This is a genomic window from Sulfurovum aggregans (genome assembly GCF_055385215.1).
The window spans coordinates 1,558,186-1,576,353 of the sequence record NZ_AP042387.1 but is presented as its reverse complement, the minus strand read 5'-3'; the positions used below and the strand labels follow the sequence as shown (position 1 = coordinate 1,576,353).

At 38.7% G+C, this 18,168-nt stretch carries 20 protein-coding genes; 5 read left to right on the top strand and 15 right to left on the bottom strand.

Translation table 11 applies throughout. The features are described 5' to 3' along the window. The first annotated feature begins 102 nt into the window (after positions 1-102). Positions 103-720: a riboflavin synthase gene (gene ribE, locus ACZ48W_RS08005; protein ID WP_464827822.1), complete on the top strand. Its 618-nt coding sequence runs from the start codon at positions 103-105 to the stop codon at positions 718-720. After that, on the top strand, positions 720-1,016 hold the full coding sequence (locus ACZ48W_RS08000) for a cupin domain-containing protein (protein WP_464827821.1): 297 nt from the start codon (positions 720-722) through the stop codon (positions 1,014-1,016). The genes ribE and ACZ48W_RS08000 overlap by 1 nt, the downstream gene beginning before the upstream one ends. A 60-nt stretch (positions 1,017-1,076) precedes the next feature. On the opposite strand, the gene ACZ48W_RS07995 is transcribed toward ACZ48W_RS08000, so the two are convergent. The 13 genes from ACZ48W_RS07995 to ACZ48W_RS07935 form a co-directional block, all read right to left on the bottom strand. Further along, positions 1,077-1,841, bottom strand: a complete 765-nt coding sequence (locus ACZ48W_RS07995; protein WP_464827820.1) for a tRNA (5-methylaminomethyl-2-thiouridine)(34)-methyltransferase MnmD — start codon at positions 1,839-1,841, stop codon at positions 1,077-1,079. A 103-nt stretch (positions 1,842-1,944) separates the two neighbouring features. Next, positions 1,945-2,250 (bottom strand): hypothetical protein, encoded by a 306-nt coding sequence (locus ACZ48W_RS07990; RefSeq protein ID WP_464827819.1) that lies wholly within the window; start codon positions 2,248-2,250, stop codon positions 1,945-1,947. Position 2,251: 1 nt separating this feature from the next. Next, positions 2,252-2,761, bottom strand: coding sequence for an S-ribosylhomocysteine lyase (gene luxS / locus ACZ48W_RS07985; protein ID WP_464827818.1), 510 nt, complete (start codon positions 2,759-2,761; stop codon positions 2,252-2,254). A gap of 323 nt (positions 2,762-3,084) precedes the next feature. After that, entirely contained in the window at positions 3,085-4,038 is a 954-nt protein-coding gene (locus tag ACZ48W_RS07980) for a thiamine pyrophosphate-dependent enzyme (protein ID WP_464827817.1), read from the bottom strand. A gap of 3 nt (positions 4,039-4,041) precedes the next feature. Continuing rightward, complete coding sequence (locus tag ACZ48W_RS07975; protein WP_464827816.1) at positions 4,042-5,283, bottom strand: 2-oxoacid:ferredoxin oxidoreductase subunit alpha; 1,242 nt, start codon at positions 5,281-5,283, stop codon at positions 4,042-4,044. A gap of 9 nt (positions 5,284-5,292) precedes the next feature. Then, positions 5,293-5,751, bottom strand: coding sequence for a 4Fe-4S dicluster domain-containing protein (locus ACZ48W_RS07970; RefSeq protein ID WP_464827815.1), 459 nt, complete (start codon positions 5,749-5,751; stop codon positions 5,293-5,295). Positions 5,752-5,764: 13 nt separating this feature from the next. Beyond that, complete coding sequence (locus ACZ48W_RS07965; protein ID WP_464827814.1) at positions 5,765-6,328, bottom strand: pyruvate flavodoxin oxidoreductase subunit gamma; 564 nt, start codon at positions 6,326-6,328, stop codon at positions 5,765-5,767. Positions 6,329-6,418: 90 nt separating this feature from the next. Continuing rightward, the gene (locus ACZ48W_RS07960) at positions 6,419-7,051 is read right to left on the bottom strand and encodes an HAD family hydrolase (protein ID WP_464827813.1); all 633 of its coding nucleotides are present in this window, start codon (positions 7,049-7,051) and stop codon (positions 6,419-6,421) included. Between the two features lie 17 nt (positions 7,052-7,068). Continuing rightward, positions 7,069-8,670: an ABC transporter ATP-binding protein gene (locus tag ACZ48W_RS07955; protein ID WP_464827812.1), complete on the bottom strand. Its 1,602-nt coding sequence runs from the start codon at positions 8,668-8,670 to the stop codon at positions 7,069-7,071. Positions 8,671-8,673: 3 nt separating this feature from the next. Beyond that, positions 8,674-9,543 (bottom strand): Abi family protein, encoded by an 870-nt coding sequence (locus ACZ48W_RS07950; RefSeq protein ID WP_464827811.1) that lies wholly within the window; start codon positions 9,541-9,543, stop codon positions 8,674-8,676. Positions 9,544-9,753: 210 nt separating this feature from the next. Then, positions 9,754-11,124: an ABC transporter permease gene (locus tag ACZ48W_RS07945; RefSeq protein ID WP_464827810.1), complete on the bottom strand. Its 1,371-nt coding sequence runs from the start codon at positions 11,122-11,124 to the stop codon at positions 9,754-9,756. Then, positions 11,121-12,098: an ABC transporter permease gene (locus ACZ48W_RS07940; protein WP_464827809.1), complete on the bottom strand. Its 978-nt coding sequence runs from the start codon at positions 12,096-12,098 to the stop codon at positions 11,121-11,123. Before ACZ48W_RS07940 ends, ACZ48W_RS07945 begins: the two co-directional genes overlap by 4 nt. Next, on the bottom strand, positions 12,099-14,072 hold the full coding sequence (locus ACZ48W_RS07935) for an ABC transporter substrate-binding protein (protein ID WP_464827808.1): 1,974 nt from the start codon (positions 14,070-14,072) through the stop codon (positions 12,099-12,101). A 532-nt stretch (positions 14,073-14,604) separates the two neighbouring features. On the opposite strand from ACZ48W_RS07935, the gene ACZ48W_RS07930 reads away from it, so the two are divergent. From ACZ48W_RS07930 to ACZ48W_RS07920, 3 genes are all read left to right on the top strand, one after another. Further along, a complete protein-coding gene (locus tag ACZ48W_RS07930; protein ID WP_464827807.1) occupies positions 14,605-16,077 on the top strand; it encodes an NAD(P)/FAD-dependent oxidoreductase in 1,473 nt (490 codons plus the stop codon). Between the two features lie 61 nt (positions 16,078-16,138). Further along, positions 16,139-16,306, top strand: coding sequence for a hypothetical protein (locus ACZ48W_RS07925; RefSeq protein ID WP_464827806.1), 168 nt, complete (start codon positions 16,139-16,141; stop codon positions 16,304-16,306). 101 nt (positions 16,307-16,407) lie between these two features. Then, positions 16,408-17,226, top strand: a complete 819-nt coding sequence (locus ACZ48W_RS07920) for a peptide deformylase (protein ID WP_464827805.1) — start codon at positions 16,408-16,410, stop codon at positions 17,224-17,226. An 89-nt stretch (positions 17,227-17,315) separates the two neighbouring features. Here ACZ48W_RS07920 and rpsI read toward each other — a convergent pair whose 3' ends face one another. Beyond that, complete coding sequence (gene rpsI / locus ACZ48W_RS07915; protein ID WP_464827804.1) at positions 17,316-17,705, bottom strand: 30S ribosomal protein S9; 390 nt, start codon at positions 17,703-17,705, stop codon at positions 17,316-17,318. Positions 17,706-17,707: 2 nt separating this feature from the next. Next, complete coding sequence (gene rplM / locus ACZ48W_RS07910) at positions 17,708-18,133, bottom strand: 50S ribosomal protein L13 (RefSeq protein ID WP_464827803.1); 426 nt, start codon at positions 18,131-18,133, stop codon at positions 17,708-17,710. Positions 18,134-18,168: the final 35 nt, after the last annotated feature.

Genomic DNA, 18,168 nt, shown 5'->3' with positions numbered 1-18,168 from the left:
CTTATTTATAATTGTGCATATGCATTCCCAACGAGGACGTTGGGAACGAGTTTTAAATTTTTGCTATAATTGTCGAATTATATCCAAATAAATTGAGGTACTATGTTCACAGGTCTTATACGCGAAATTGCAACTGTTAAAAGCTACAAAAACAACATTCTAACCATCCAGTCAAAACATAAAGCAAAACTGGGAGACTCCATTGCTATCAACGGCGTGTGTCTTACCGTGATCAATGTACATAGTGACGGTTTTGACCTTGAACTTGCAGACGAAACCCGTTCTATCATTGATGAAAGTAAATTAAGTGGTCAAGTTCATATAGAACCTGCCATGATGATGAGTGATCGTTTTGAAGGGCATATCGTACAAGGTCATGTAGATTGTGTTGGTACCGTCGCACAAATCACTCCAAGAGAGAATGCTACCGATTTCATTATCAAAGTAGATAAAAAGTATATTGCACATATCATTCCTAAAGGCTCCATCACCATTGATGGTATCTCTTTAACTGTCAATGATGTAGGAGATGACAACTTCAGGCTGACTATCATCCCCCATACACTCAAAGAGACCTTGATGAAAAACTATAAGATAGGAACGAAACTGAACATCGAAACTGATGTATTTGCCAGATATATAGACCACATACTGGCACATAGAAGTTCTAACAAATCTATGAGTTGGAATGATGTTGACAAGATTCAGATGAGTTACTAATGAACCTTTTTGACTATAACATCCCACAAGCAGGTGAAACTTTCAATATCCTGCTGGAACACAAAAATATCAAAATCAATCGTATCGTAAGTTCTGACAATATTGAACCCATCGAATATACCCAGGAAGAAGATGAATGGGTTGTAGTCTTAGAGGGTGAAGCTCATTTACTTTTAGATAATGAAGAGAAAGTACTTCATAAAGGTGATACACTTTTTATACCTGCTAAAACTTCACATACAATTTTGAAAACAAAATCTGGAACGCTTTGGTTGGCTATACATATTTACACATAAATTTACCTGTGTTTTGACTGCTTCAGTTCTATCATTAAAGAGTACAAGCAGTTGCTCTCTTTAATACGCCTCATCTCTCATGCTTCGTGCTGCAGGGTTTCTTACTTTTTTCAACTCCATATCTATATATTCCATCCCTTCTAACATTTTTAAAGAAGCTACAGTGGAAAAACGCATCATTTCTGCTCTATGCACAAAGATATAAAACCCATTTTCATAAAGTCCCAGGCGTATAGCAGCAGCTGTAGAATATGTGGTAAGTATGGCATCATCATGGCAAATAGCTCTGATATCTGCAAAATGTTCTTTTGTCCATAACAAAGGATTATGTACCGGGCTGAAGGCATCCTGATAGATGATGTCTATTTTTTCTTCTATTTTAGGGATACTTTCTCTAGCATCTCCTAAAAGTACTTCTATTTTAAATTGTTCATCTTCATAATATAGATTTTGACTTATAGCTCTAATCATATGCTTAATGCTATCAAACTCTGAAGGATACTCAAAAGTATCCAGTGAACGAACAAGCTCTTCATCAAACTCTGGGGAGAGTATATGCACCTTAGTAGAAAGTTTGTGTTTTTTGATGTAGTAGAGTGTTGCAAATGTATTATAACCCAGACCAAAACAGATATCTAAAATAGTTAATTTATCTTTGTTTGTTTTAAGTGCCAAAGAGGGCTTTACATGTTTTTCCAAACTCTCATGCAGTGCACCATCTTTCGTGGAATGGTAAGGTTCATCAAACTCTTTTGAATAGAGTGTATTTGTACCATCTTCACAGAGAATGATCTCTTTTTGTGAGCGTAATTTTATATTATACATTGATTATATCCCAAGGTCGGGGTATCCCTACCCCGACGAATATATTAGACATTTACATAAATGTCGGGGAGAGGACACCCCGACCTACAGTAAAACATATAGCTTACAATCCGATTTCATCCAACTCTTTAAACTTAAAGGCTTCCATAATATCTTCAATGGTCTCTTCTTCACGTACACAAAGTACCATCATGCCCTCATTCATAAAGTCTATATAATTTTCAAATTTATTGGCAAGAATAACAAAATCAACCCACTCTCCTCCCAACTCATCCCGGTTCTCATAAAACTTTACAGACTGTACTTCTCCAGCATCAAAATCAACCAAAGCCCACTGTTTCACTTCAAACTGCGGTACAATTTTAGACAGTTTTTCATCGGTACCGCATACAGGAATCCACATCAGCATCCTAAAGCCCTTTAAGTATTTTTTTGCTAAGCTTCAGATCTTCATTATTCATGATGCCTATACCTCTATCCAAAACAGTTTGTGCTATCTTTTTTGCTTCTTTCAAAGAGTGCATTTTATAAGTCCCGCATTGATAGATATTGAGTTCTGGAATATCACTCTGCTTTTTTACTTTCAATACATCTTTCATAGACTTCTTCCATGCTTTTGCAACTTTCTCAGCTTTTGGAGTACCAAGTAGTGACATATAGAACCCTGTTCTACATCCCATAGGAGAGATATCAATTATCTCTACTTTTTTAGAATTGAGGTGATCTCTCATAAATCCCGCAAAAAGATGCTCAAGTGTATGGATCCCTTTTTCTGATAAGATCTCTTTATTTGGTATACAAAAACGTAGATCAAATACGGTAATATCATCTCCGCAAGGACTACTCATAGTTTTGGCAACTCTTACTGCAGGAGCTATCATCTTCGTATGATCAACGGTAAAACTGTCTAATAATGGCATAGTGTTTTCCTTATATAATTTTTCAAATTATAACGGAAAAAGTGAAGAGTGAAGAGTGAAGAGTGAAGAATTTTTAGAAAAATGTTATTTTCTTTTATAGGAGTTATAAATACCAGATGTAGATAAGTTCAGATTTGGTGCATATTTTGCTTTAGAAAAGGAATTTACAAGGGAGCTTACTCATAGTAAGTGACCATGAGAAGCGTTAAGAAAATGACAACTGCTTGTCTTTTTTAGCTTCGGAACCGAAGTGGTCGGAACGGAGTGTAGCCACGGAGGCTAACTTCCATTCGATCAAAGATATAGTGAAGTAACTCGAAAAATTATATGCGTGCTTCTTCGCGGCGCTGTAACATCTCCCAATTCTTATCAATATCTTTCTGAATCTGCTCGATGACATGCTTATTCTCAGGCTTGAAGAGGTGTTTGTAACGCCCCTGTGCTCCTAGGTAATCCTCTACTTTAAGAACATTTTTAGGTCTGTAAAGAATATTAAGCTCATGTCCGTCAATAATTTCATATATTGGGAACATCAATGAATCTGTTGCCAGGTCAGTGATATGGATCGTATCTTTCGGATCAAATTTCCACTCTGTTGTACATGCTGAAACCGTGTTAATGAAACAAGGACCTTCAGTCTCAAGAGCTTTTTGGAAACCTTTAGCCATACTCTTCCATTTGTTTGGAGCCAATTGAGCTACATATGGAGAACCATGTGCAGCCATAATAGAGATGATATCTTTTTTCTTCTCTTTTTTACCGTAAGAGTGCGTACCAGCTTGTGCTGTTGAAGTTGTTGCCCCAATTGGTGTTGCTGAAGATCTCTGACCACCTGTATTTGCATAGTTTTCATTATCCAGACAGATATAGGTAAAATCATGACCTCTTTCCATCGCCCCTGAAAGCCATTGGAAACCGATATCATAAGTAGAACCGTCTCCACCGAATGCAACGAATTTTACAGGAGCATCAGGATCTTTAAGTGTCCCTTTTCTCTTTCTTGCCTTATACATTGCTTCTGCACCTGTAACAGCTGTTGCAGCATTTTCAAAACCGATATGGATCCAGGATGTATCCCATGAAGTATATGGATAAACTGCTGTCGATACTTCAAGACAACCTGTATTTGAAGAGATAACCAAGTTATCATCTGTACAGTTCATAAGCTCTCTAACGATCATTGAGTGAGCACAACCCGGACAGAGAAGGTGCGCACCTTCAAATCTGTCATTATTTGTTGAAAACTCTTTTAAGTTTTTGATTGATGTAATTGCCATCTCTTAGCTCCTTCTTGTCTCATAAAATCCAAGTTTCGGACCTCTAAGTCCAGAAAACTGTTGGATATTTGTTGTAATATGCCCGGCATCAACATGTGATTTTTGCTCTTTCATAATTCTTTTTGCTTCATCAATAGCAAAATCACGTCCACCCAGACCATAAATATAATTTGTGATCATCGGTCTGCTGCTTGTTGTATATGCTGCTGCAGATACTTCATTAAAAAGTGCACCCATCGCACCTCCCGGTGCTGATTTATCCATACAGCATACTGCTTTAAGCGACGGGATATCCAATGCTTCTCTAATGAGATCATAAGGGAAAGGTCTGAAACATCTAGGTGCTACAATACCTACTTTGATTCCTTCTTCTTCTCTTAACTGTTTTGCAGCCAATACCGCTGATTCAACACTTGACCCAAGAAGAACCAATGCCACTTCAGCATCCTCCATCATATAAGTCTCAACTCTTTTGTACTCTCTACCTGTCAATTTTTTGAACTCGGCAAATACTTCATCGATCACCGGACGTGAGTCCATAAGTGCTTTATGTTGTTTTGCTTTATGCTCATAGTGCCAATCTTCTTCCGTTTGTGCACCGTGTGTTACAGGTCTTGTAAAGTCAAGCATTTCATCCACAGGGACATAGTCACCTACAAAATTATAAGCTACATCATCTTTTAACGGATACACATTCTGTGCTTTGTGTGATGTAGTAAATCCATCTTGGTGCATCATGACCGGAAGTCTTACAGACTGGTTCTCACCAATTTTAAATGCACACAGTGCAAGGTCATACGCTTCTTGAGCATTAAATGCATCGATCTGTATCCAGCCTGAATCTCTACCCAGATACATATCTGAGTGGTCACCACGAACATTCAGTGGAGAAGCCAATGCTCTGTTCACAACTGTAAGTACGATCGGAAGTCTCATACCTGATGCTTGGTAAAGTGTCTCTGCCATCAATGCAAAACCTTGTGAAGATGTTGCTGTTGCAACACGTCCGCCTGCAGCAGCCGCACCAATACATCCCGACATTGCAGCATGCTCAGACTCAACCATAACAAATTCGCCATCGATATAACCATTTGCTACATAACTTCCGTACCCCTCAACGATCGGAGTTGAAGGTGTAATAGGATATGCCGCAACAACATCGATCTGAGCTTGTCTTAATGCCTGAGAGGCAGCGTAGTTACCATCCCAAACTTCTACTTCATTTAAATCAAATTCTTTTGCCATAACAGTCCTTTATTTCTTCTCTTTTTTCTGCTTCTCGGGCCAACCAGCAAGTTCTTCATCATTATCTGCAGCCTCATTAAACATAAGTAGTGATTTCGGATTCGTAGGACATACTTCTACACATACCCCACACCCTTTACAGTGATCATAATCGATTCCCAACATTTGTTTGTCTCTTGAAATGATCGATGTATCCGGACACCATACCCAACAGTTTTGACAGTCAATACAGATATCTCTATTGTAAACCGGTTTAATGATCCTCCAAGAAGCCACTGTTGCTGTATAAGAGTTGAAATCACTATAGCTTCTCTCTTCAGGCTTTAAGAAGGCTGCATTTTCTGTTTCGCCTATGAACGAATTGATTGCAACTCCCTGGGTTACTTCATCCCAGCCTACTTTCTCTTCACCACCTAACTCTCTAATACCTCTTTTATCTGTTCCTGGTACTGAACCTGTAATACTCATCTTGTCTCCCTTCCTATTTCACTTCGTTATAAGCTCTTGTGATCGCTTCCATATTGGCATCAATGATCTTCTGTGGGAACTTAGAAAGTACTTTTTTCATATTTTCCAAAAAGAAATCCAACTCATACATTTTAGATACTTTCATAAATGCTCCCAATACAGGGGTATTTGGCATTGCTCTACCGATCGTATCGAGTGAGATCTGCATACAGTCAACCACATGTGTTCTCTCTACTTTATCCTGTAATGCAGGAATTTGAGCGATCAAATCCTCTTTTGAAAGGTGCGATGTAATGATATATTGTGTCTCCGGCTTATCATTTTTCGTAATATCATCTGTAAATGCCAACGCAGGATCGATAACAAATACATAATCAGGATACATTTTTGTTTCCTGATTTGTAATAGGTTCATCATCAATTCTATTATATGCATTCATTGCAGCTCCACGTTTTGCAGAACCGTAAAGTGCATATGCCTGTACTTGTTTCCCTGTCGTAGCAACAACGCTTCCTAAACCTTTTGCACCGGTTACGGCACCTTGACCTGCACGTGAGTGCCATCTAATTTCTACCATATTTTCTCCTCGATAGTATTATCAATCATGAAGTATTGTAATGTCCACACTCTTAAAGCGTGTTGAAATTATTATATTTTTAACGCTATGTTATTTGTTTGCTATAAATCTAACCGCTTCAAGTGCATTTTGATAGATATTATCACTACATTCTGACAATGTTTCCACATTACCATATCCGCATGTAACACCGACTCCACCGATATTTGCATCTTTAGCACAGAGCATATCCATACAGGTATCACCGATCATCCAAACTTCAGTTGTAACAGTTGGTAACTTTGAGAGTGCTTTTTCTATAGGTTCAGGATGCGGCTTAGGATTCATCACATCTTCTCTCCCTATAAGTACTTCAAAATAGCCCATTAATCCCATATGTTCCAAAAGTTCTATGGAGTATTTTGCTGTCTTGGTTGTCACTACACCCAATGTTGCATGTTCTCTGGCTAATTCCACTGCTTCCCGTGCACCAGGTAACAGCACTGTCTTGGCACAGGAGATCTTTCGATAGTGCATTTTATATGCATTCACATAATCCCATACTTTCTCTTTTTCTACACCCAATGTAGAAAACATATGATCCAAAGGGTGTCCTATCTCAGCTTTGATCAGTTCATCAGGCGGTACTTCTTCTTCAAATGTTTTAAATGCAACAGAAAAACTCTCCAGTATCGCTTCAGTGGAATCAATAAGTGTTCCGTCAAGGTCAAATAGTATTATCATTCTTTCTTCTTTCTTCTTTATTTAGTGTTTGGTAATTTCGGTGCTGACTTCAACAGCTTCTTTGTATATGCATGCTGTGGGGTTTCCATCACATTCAGCATAGAGCCATGTTCAACTATTTTCCCCTCTTTCATCACAGCTACCTCATCGGCGATAGTAGGAACAATAGATAGATCATGGGTAATGAAAAGATAGGATACCCCTGACTCCTGTTGTAGTTTTTTAAGCAGTTTAAGTACTTGCGAACGAACAGAGACATCAAGTGCCGAGGTAGGCTCATCACAGATAATCAGTTCAGGCTCTACAGCCAATGCCCGTGCAATACCTATTCGCTGCCTTTGTCCGCCTGAAAATTCATGAGGATAACGATAGGCATGTTCTGCTTTCAGATCGACCTTTAAAAGTAATTCTTGTATACGTTCATCCTGAGAGACTCTCTCTTTTGGACCTACCCCCAGACTTATCATACCCTCACGGATAATATCACCTATGGTCATACGAGGATTCAGTGCAGAGAAGGGATCCTGGAAAACAACTTGTATCTTGCGACGATAGGGTTTCAGCTCTGCCTCACTTAATCTACCAAGATTCTGGTTCTCAAATTTTACTGTTCCGTCAGTGATATGAACTAAAGAGAGTATCGCTTGACCTATTGTACTTTTCCCGCTTCCTGACTCACCAACCAAAGCAAGTGTTTTGCCTTTTGGAATGGAGAAACTCACCCCATCAACCGCTTTGACATAACCGACAGTTCGTTGAAACAAACCTTTTTTAATAGGAAAATAAACCTTTAGGCCCTCTACTTCAAGTAGTCTATCCGGCTCATTTTGAGTCTCTCTCTCCTCTTTTGTCCCCATAGCATCCCTTAGTAGGCTTTTTGTGTATGGATGTTGAGGATGATTAAAAAAGACTTTGCAATCCGCCTGTTCCAAAATCTCTCCACGGCGCATCACAGCCACTCTATCTGCCATCTGGGCAACTACAGCCATATCATGGGTAATAAAAAGTATAGAGAGATTCCTCTGGGCTCTTATCTTTTTGAGTAATTTTAAAACTTCTGCCTGTATGGTTACATCAAGTGCGGTTGTTGGTTCATCAGCGATCAACAGATCAGGCTCACAGGCTAGTGCTATAGCAATCATAACTCTCTGTTTCTGTCCACCTGATAGTTGGTGTGGATACCAGTTATATCTCTCATGAGGATCTTTGAGGGCTACCTCTTCAAAAAGAGAGATCACCTTCTTTTTAATAGCATCTTTTTTTAAACCCAAATGGATCTTGATCACTTCAGCAACCTGGTCGCCTACTGTCATCACAGGGTTCAATGCACTCATAGGCTCCTGAAAGATCATGGCGATCGACTTACCTCGGATCTTCTGCATTTGTGATTCAAGAAGGGCGAACAGAGAGTTATTTTTTAATTTAATGTCTCCGGAACTCACCGATATAACATCGGGGAGCAGTCGCATAATAGCCAGAGAAGTCAAAGACTTTCCACTTCCGGATTCCCCTACCAGAGCAAATATCTCACCTCTTCTAATCTCAAAACTTACAGATTTCAGAAGCTTCTGTTTACCAATGGCAAGAGTTAGGTTTTCTACGCTTAATATATTATTCACTATTTATCTCAATCTTTCATTCCAATCATCCGTAAAACCAAGAGCCTCCAATGATATCTCCGGATATTCTCTCAAAAGGGATTTGATCTTCTCACTAAAACCATCTGCTGTATCTAAGTACTTAAACATATAATCCAATATCATAATCAATATAAAGATTTTATCATTCCTTAAGCCTTTAAATTGTGGTAATTTTTTAGGTATTTGTGCTTTGATAGAAAACTGTTTATTCCAAAGACGTCCATGATGTGCACATATATTACGAATATGGTTCATCACATGTAACCAATTCTTTAACACTTTAGAAGGTATATTTAACTCTGTAGTCATGGTTTCGTGTTCAGATTTTAAAGCTTTAAAAAACTTCGACAATGTAGAAAAAGAAATGATCTCCACCACCATCCATATAGGTAAAATATCCGAATTGTATGTTTCTTTAAAATGTGTTACAAATGCTTCTTTTGAACGATTTGTCTCTCTTTGTATCGTTTGCATAAGATTAAAGTATTCAGAGTAACTTGTATTAAGGTTTTCTTTTTTCATGTAACCAAATGCAGCCGTATGTTTCGAAAAATTATAGACAATATTTGCACGTATATTGACCTCTATTGTTTCTATGGCATCAAAAATTATTTTTCGCAATGCTTTATCAAAATAATAGAGTCGTAATATCTCTTCAAATCGTGTATCGACAATGAACGCGTCTTTTTCTTTTTGCAGAGGTAAAAAATATGCACTCAGTCTATAGTAAGAGATATGCTTTAATTTTTTCTTAGCCAATTCCCTATCAGTGACAATAAGTCCACGAGACTCTAACAAATCTATCTGTTCATCATAACTAAGGTGTATTTTTGTGAAATTTTTAGAAATCATAAGAAGCACTCCCTCGTTGGCACATTGCAAAGAGGTGGAAGGAGTATGTTGCCAGAAGTATAGCATAGTGCACTGCAAAAGTCAAGGTTTTGAGTTATGTTCCGTTGCTGTTTACTCACTTTTATCTCCGGAAATACTTTTGATTTTCTCTTTATAATCATCCGCATACAACATTAAAAACGCATATTATACTATATTACGGATTTGGGATTATACCTTATTCCTCGGATCCAATACCTTCTGAATACGATCAGATAAAAGGTTTGCAGCCAATACCAGGATAAACATAAAGACAAATGCAGAAAACAGAGACCACCAGACCATCGGCTCTCTTGCCATCTCAAGACGTGCCTGGTTTATCATGTTCCCCCAACTGTACATGGTCGGGTCTACCCCTACTCCTACATATGAGAGCACCGCTTCGGCAAGTACCAGACCGCTGAAATCCAGTACCACCGAAATAAGAATAATATGCATAAGGTTTGGGATGATATGACGGCGAATGATCGTTAATTTACTCACACCGAATGCTTTGGCTGCTGTAACAAACTCTATTTGGGAAATCTTCAGAGTCTCTGCACGAAGCAGCCTGCAAAGTCCGGTCCAACTTGTGATTCCAAGTATCATGATCAGGAACATCAGGCGCAGATCTGATCGTTCCAGTGTTGTTTCAAACCACCCGGGATGATTATCCATCATCACCTGCATCACCAGTACCCCTGCCGCAATGAGCAACACTCCTGGAATAGAACTTAATGTAGTATAGAGATATTGGATCACATCATCCACCCAGCCGCCGAACAGTCCGGCACTTACTCCCAATATCACAGCTACAGGCAGCATGATCAATGTAGTCAGTATCCCTATCAGTACTCCTGTTCGGATACTCTTGAAACTCTGATAAAGCACATCTCCACCCACTTTGTCCGTGCCCAGTACATGATAATGGAAACTAAGCATATAGAGCCAGGTGAATATCACTGTCAGAAAGATGACCGTCAAATAGGCTGTTCGCCAAGGCAGGATCGTCTTTCCCTGCCAACTGTTTTTAAATTCATCTCTAAAGTTGCCTTGACTGCGCCAAAGAACATGAAGCACGATCAGCAAGCCGCTGATCAGCAAGCCCGTAACAACAGCCACAAGAGATCTTATCAAAATATCATCACTCTGGGAAACATGCTTTAGAGGCAAATATTTCTGCTTTGTCACACCACTCTCATCAACCACAATGGATTTGGCATACTCATGTGTAGCAAAAGGTGCAGAATAAGTCCGCTCTGTACTTTGTATATTATGTGCAAATATCAGATCAAGAGGACTGACTATCTTTCCTTTATATTGTATGGTTTGACCTTGAACTTCTGTTGACGCATCAGAAAAACGAAGATGTACAGAATCAAGTAATGTAAAGAACAGATAGAAGAGCAGTATAATAGCCGAAGCCATAGCAATATCTGATTTAAAGACAGTATGCCACTGTTTTTTAACCTGGGGAGAACGGGAGATGGACCAACCCCATGCCAGTAGTGAAATGACCAGGATCCAAAGCATGATATCTGTCCACAGTAAAATAAGTTTCATGACAATTTCACCCTCGGATCGAACAAGGTATAGGAGATATCGGTAAGGATCAAACCTATAATATAAAGTACTGAACCCAAGAACACCATTGCTTTCACAATAGCAAAATCCTGTGAATTGATCGCATCTATAGTATAAGACCCAAGACCAGGGATCCCAAAAAATGATTCCATGATCAAACTTCCCATAAAGAGTGAAGGAATAATAACAACCACTCCTGTCAAAATAGGCAGCATACCATTTCGCAGCACATGCCCAAAAAGCACTTTGAGTTCAGAAAGGCCTTTGGCCCTTGCTGTACGAACATAATCCTGATTGATCTGCTCCAAAAAAATACTTCTATACCAACGTACTCCTGCACCGATCCCGGCAAATACACCGATCATCACAGGAAGAATGATGAATTTCACCCCACCCCAACCTGACTCAAAACCGGAAATAGGTACCCAGTGCCAAATCTTGGAAAAGAGAACCTGACCTGCAATAATATAAAAAAGGCCGGAGATCGACATGATCATAACAGCAACGATCATCATACTGGTATCTAAAATAGACCCTCTAAAGAGTACGAGCAGCAGTGCCAAAGAGATATTGGTGATCAAAGCGATAATAAATGTAGGCAGAGCAATGGCTAAACTCGGCATCATCCGCTCTTTAATGTCAGAACCTATATCCCGGTTCGCATCAGAAAAACCAAAATCAAAACGAAACAGTTTCAATGATTCCTGGACAAAAAGCGTATCGGTCACTTTGGAAATACCTTCTGAACTGTGATTAATGAAAAGAGGTTTATCATACCCTCTCTCTTCTTTCCAAGACTGGATAAGTTCAGGAGTCACCTGTTTTGCTCCCAGTTGGGCCCTTGCCATATCATCAGGACTGTTTATCATAAAAAAGAGCATAAAAGTAATGAGGTTTACACCAATGAGGATCGGTATAGCATAAAGTATTCTTCGAATGATATAGGCGAACATTTAATTCTCTCCCTGGCTGATAATCATTTTTTGTCGGTTGAGATAAGCACGATAAAGAAGAAAACCCACAAGCAGCAAGAATAATGCCAACAAGATCAAAGGCAAAATAACCGGTTGGTTCCACTCCTGTTGCTTTTTTACTCTTAGCCCGGCATCGATCCGTTTATATTTCAGTGTATTGTTTGCCATTGCATGAGGCAGGACATTGGTATACCACTGGTGAGACAGAGCCAAAGATTTTGGATGTACTCCCCAGATCCAGGGGGCATCCTCTCTTACGATCTTTAACATCTTTTTGATAATCTGCATTCTCCTGGACGTATTCTTCATGGTTTTCATCTTATTGAAAAGTCTGTCAAACTCCGGGTTCTTATAGTTTGAACTGTTGATACCGGCACCATTAGTATCCACAGCAGCATTTCCGCCATAGAGCAGAAAGAAGAAGTTTTCAGGGTCAGGATAGTCTGCATTCCAACCCCATGAGAAGAGTTGTGTTTTTCCTTTTCTTACTTTATCCTGGAAACGGTTGTAATCTGTAGCACGGATCACCAACTGAATACCCAATTTGTCAAACTGCTTTCGTCTCCAATCCATCAATGCTCTGTCATCAGGACCTGTGGCTGTAGTATCATAATATAATTTTAAAGGTTTACCTGTTTCCTTGGAAATCCCATTGGGATATCCTGCCTCTGCCAATAGTCTTTTTGCAACTGCTAAAGATTTTCTGACCCGTTTACCCTCTATCCAATCGTAAACCACTTTATTTGTTCCCTTCTCTCCCTCTTCATAACCAAAAATTCCCGGAGGAATGGGGCCCTGAGCCGCAATTCCCCGTTCATTGGTAAAGATGGAGATATACTCCTCCTGATTTTGGGCAATACTTATAGCCTGACGCAGCTTTTTGGCTGACTCGGAGTAGCCGCCTACAACTGGATCAACCATATTGAATGCCAGGTAGAAGATAGAGGGCTGTACGGAACTTTTCAGTTCAATCCCTTTTGCCTTCATCTCACCGCTTAACCCCATACTGCCTGTCGAGGAGAGCTGCACTGCCTGATCGAAGGCTTCAGAGCTTATTCCCGATGCATCGTAGTATCCTTGTAGAAATTTATTCCATAGAGGGATATTCTCTTTTTCTAAAGAGTAGATGATCTCTTTGATAAAAGGAAGTTTTAACCCCGCATCTTTGAGCAGCACTTTTGAAACACTGTATTTTTCCATCTCCTCTTGACTCAAGGTCGGATACCGTTCATCGTGATAATTAGGATTGACAAGCAGTCGCATCTGTCTGTTTGGATTATTTTCAGCTAAAAAATAAGCACCGGTTCCGACAGGAAACCAATTGAGTGTCAGGTTCTTTGCTATCAAACCACTCTGCTGATAAAACAGATCTGCTTCCCAGGGGATAGGGGCAAAAAAGTTCATAGTAAGCCAATAGAGAAATTGGGGATAACGGCCTTTTATCCTGATAGTTAGCGTATGGTCATCTATCACTTTCACTCCCGAAATAGAGTAAGGACGCAGATCTAAAGTCTGATTGCTCTTTTTTTTCTCTTTTGCTATTTCAGTGATCTGCTTAGAGAACTCCCTTAAGCCAACAATATACTCTTGCATACTATCCAGAATAGGTGAGTGGTTTTGCCTTACTGCCATTCGCTTGATAGCATACTCATAGTCGGACACTACCAATGTACGCGTTGCAGTTCTTTTAAAATCATCAAGCGAGTGAATAGTCTTTAGTTCCTCTTCACCCAATGCACCGTAAACCAACCTGCCCTCTGCATCTTTTACAAATGATGGATGATTTTGATATTTAACATCTTTTCTCAAATCTAAACGATATTGGGAAAACACAACTTCATTTGAACTCTCATCTACCTTATTGCCATCTTTGTCCAAGTAACGGATAGTTGGCATTTTAGTTAAAGTCAATGACTCCAGTTCATAAGGACGTTTAAGGTAATTATATTGCAAAGGTGGCTCATAGATCTGGCCTATTATAGCCCATTCATTAGCACTATAAGAAACAACAGGATCAAGATGCCTGAGAGGTAGGGAAAATGAAGAGAACAGTACTTCCTGCTTTACCTTGGAGATATCATGAGGATTATTCCAAATTATTGCATAACTATTACTAATTATTAAACATAATAATAACAAGATTTGAAATAAACGTATCATGAATGTAGAATACCTTTCTTTATTATATTAATATAATTGTTAATGTTTATTTATGATCTATATCATTATTTTTATTATCATGAAGCAAATTTTATCATATTTATAACTAAAAGAACCCTATAAAAATTAATTCGGATATAAGTTGTCCTATTTTCATCAATTTAATTGAACTATATCTATCTTTCAAAATCATCTTAATGTAATTTTTCCTAAGCTGTTAGATAAGAATTTATAATTAAATAGATTAAATTATAAGAATTAATTTATATTTAAATATTCTTACCCTAGAATAATTATGAACAATATTTTAACATGAAGGAAAGCTATGGCACGATTAGTAATTATGGGTGGCGGTGTATCAGGACACACGGCTGCATCATTCGCAAGAAAATGGCTGGGGAATGAACACGAAGTAGTGGTCGTTACACCAAATTCACAATGGAACTGGATTCCATCCAACATCTGGGTAGGTGTAGGTGAAATGACAAAAGAGGATGTTGTCTTTCCTCTTGCTCCAGTGTATGAAAAAGCCGGAATTGACTTTAGACAGGCAAAAGCCGTCTCTATTCATCCTGAAGGGAACAATAAAAATAACGACTCTTATATTACTATTGAATATACAGGTCAGGGAAAAGAGGGACAGAGCGAAGAACTTACTTATGATTACCTCATCAATGCAACAGGTCCAAAACTGAACTTTGGTGCAACACCGGGACTGAGTGACGGTAAAGGCGGACTTGGTGAACATACAGTTTCTGTATGTACTGCAGATCATGCGATTCATGCAAGTCTTGAACTAAAAGCATGCATCGAAAAAATGAGAAAAGGTGAAAGACAGTCCTTTCTCATCGGTACAGGTCACGGTATGTGTACATGCCAGGGTGCAGCATTTGAATATATCTTCAATATTGAGCATAAACTCAAAGAAGAAGGTGTAAGAGATATGGCAGATATTACTTTTATTACCAACGAATCTTTCCTTGGGGACTTTGGTATGGGTGGTATCCACTTCAGCATGGGTGGATATGCTACATCAAGTAAAGTATTCGCAGAATCACTCTATGCAGAAAGAGGTATGAACTGGATCCTTGGTGCACATGTCAATAATGTTGAAGCCGGAAAAGTAACCTATGAATCACTTGATGGAACTATGGACGAGCAGGAATTTGATTTTGCAATGCTTATCCCTCCATTTGCCGGAGTTGGCCTTAAAGCTTTTGCCAAAGACGGATCTGATATCACAGATACTATATTTGCTCCGAACGGATTTATGAAAGTAGATGCAAAATATGATGCAGGTGCTTATGAGAACTGGAAAGCATCTGACTGGCCAAGAACTCTACAGAACCCTACATATAAAAATATGTTTGCTGTCGGCATTGCTTTTGCACCACCGCACATAATCTCTAAACCTATGTCTTCTCCAAATGGCACACCAATCAATCCTACTCCACCAAGAACAGGTATGCCTTCAGCAATGATGGGTAAAGCTGTTGCACAGAGTATTGTTGATATGATGGTGAACGGTGCTACAGAACCGACCCATACAGCATGTATGTCAGAGATGGGAGCCGCTTGTGTTGCTTCTGCCGGTAAAGGATTATTCAATGGTACTGCTGCCGCAATGACTGTTTATCCTATCGTTCCTGACTTTGAGAAATATCCGGGTGTAGGTAGAGATATGAATGGTACTACAGGTGAACTTGGCCTGGCAGCACATTGGGTCAAACATATTCTGCATCACCTTTTCCTATGGAAAGCAAAACTTAAGCCGGGTTGGACTTTGATTCCAGAATAAAAAGTGGAGAGTTTTGAACTTCCACGCTTAAATATAATTAAAAAAACAACAGGAGAATAAAATGGCAACAGAACATGTAAAACATATCGATCCATACAGTCCACAATTTGGTACAATGATCCCGATGGGATTTCAGAAATGGCTAAGAACGTGTGTCCTCTGGCAGATCGTTAGATTTATCGCTATCAATATTAGAATGACAATTCTTATTTTAAAATCACACCATTAAAATCTTATTCCCAAGCTTTTGCTTGGGAATACATACAAGAATTTAATTCTTCCTAACTTCTCCCTACTTTATAACAAAACCTATAATAACAAGGAACGCATATGGTTAAACAAATCATTCTCTATCCTGATGAACGAATCAATATCGCTTCAGCAGATGTACGACATTTTAATGACGAACTTTTCACTCTTATAGATGACATGAAAGATACTATAGAATCTCACAATGCAAAAGGTTTAGCTGCTATACAAATAGCCATTCCTCTTTCTGTTGTTGTCGTTAAAGATCCGGAAGGAAATTGGCAAGAGTTTATCAACCCACGTGTACTTAAAGTCGAAGGAAAAGCAACTTCTATTGAGACTTCCCTGTATCTACCCAATATCAAAGAAGAGATACCCAGGTATGAAAAAATCACCTTTATATATCAGGATCGAACAGGAAAACAACACTCTATGAGTGCTGAAGGAAAATATGGTTTTTTACTGCAAAGAAAATTTGATTACACTTTTGGTGGTACTTTTGCTAACAAATTGGATAGAAAAAATAGAAAACGTGTAGAAAAAAATCTCTCTATTTCCGGAGCAACCGGTGAATTTAATGCCAATTCCACAATCTCTAAAAGAGAGTATTTCAAAAGCGTTATGTCCAAACTTCTCTTTTTTGAAGCATTGACACTTTTTGCACCACTATTTGATGTTACAAAAGAGACACTGCATTCTATGTATAAATATGATATCTTTGCTACGGTTGCTTCACTCTTTTTGGTCGTAGCCTACTTCGCCTATGCCAAATATGAAGCAAGCAGAGTCATTTCATGTACAGGATGCCAGGTAGTCAGCTTTACGGCTGTTGCTGTAAAATATCTGTTCATTATTATTATTTTGTTTGCAGGAAGTTATTATTTGGTAAATCCAAATTAGAAATTAAAATAAATTTGCAAGAGAGAAAAACTCTTGCAAAGAGGTAAAAGCCTCCAAAGAGACTTTGTAAAAAGAAATCGGAGAACCGACTATCTTTTTGAGAACTGTGGAGATCTTCTCGCTTTTTTCTTACCTGGTTTCTTTCTCTCAACCACTCTTGAATCTCTAGTAAGAAGACCCATTGGTTTAAGGATTGCTCTGAAAGATGGTTCAAACTCAACAAGCGCTTTAGTAATACCATGTTTAAGTGCATCTGCTTGAGCAGAATAACCACCACCAAGGGTAGTTGCTTTGATATTCATAGACTCAAGTTGCTTCGTTGCTTCAAGAGGAAGTCTTACTTTCATTTTAAGTGTCTCATGTCCACCTAACCATTGGTCAAGTGTTTTACCGTTGATAAGCATTTCACCGTTACCTGGAGTCATCCAAACTTTAGCAATAGCCGCTTTTCTTTTTCCTGTTGCATAAATAGTTGCCATGCTTATGCTCCTTTATTGATTTGTGCAGTATGTGGATGCTCAGCACCAGCATATACTTTAAGTTTTTTAAGCATTTGTCTACCAAGAGTAGTCTTTGGAAGCATACCTCTGACAGCAAGCTTGTAAAGTTTCTCTGTATGGTTTTCCAGCATATCTCCAAGTTTTTTACTTTTAGTAGAACCAAAGTAACCACTATGAGTAAAATACTCTTTGTCTTCAAGTTTCACACCTGTGAATTTTGCTTTTTCAGCGTTAATGATAACTACGTAGTCACCACAGTCTACATTTGGTGTAAATGATGGTTTGTGTTTACCTCTAAGAAGTGTTGCTACTTCAGTTAAGATACGACCAAAAGTTTTACCTTCTGCATCGATCAAAACCCAGTCTCTTTGTACTTCATGAGGTTTAAGAACTGATGTCAATTTCATGATTTTTCCTTGGTTTAAATAGAACATTTACAACG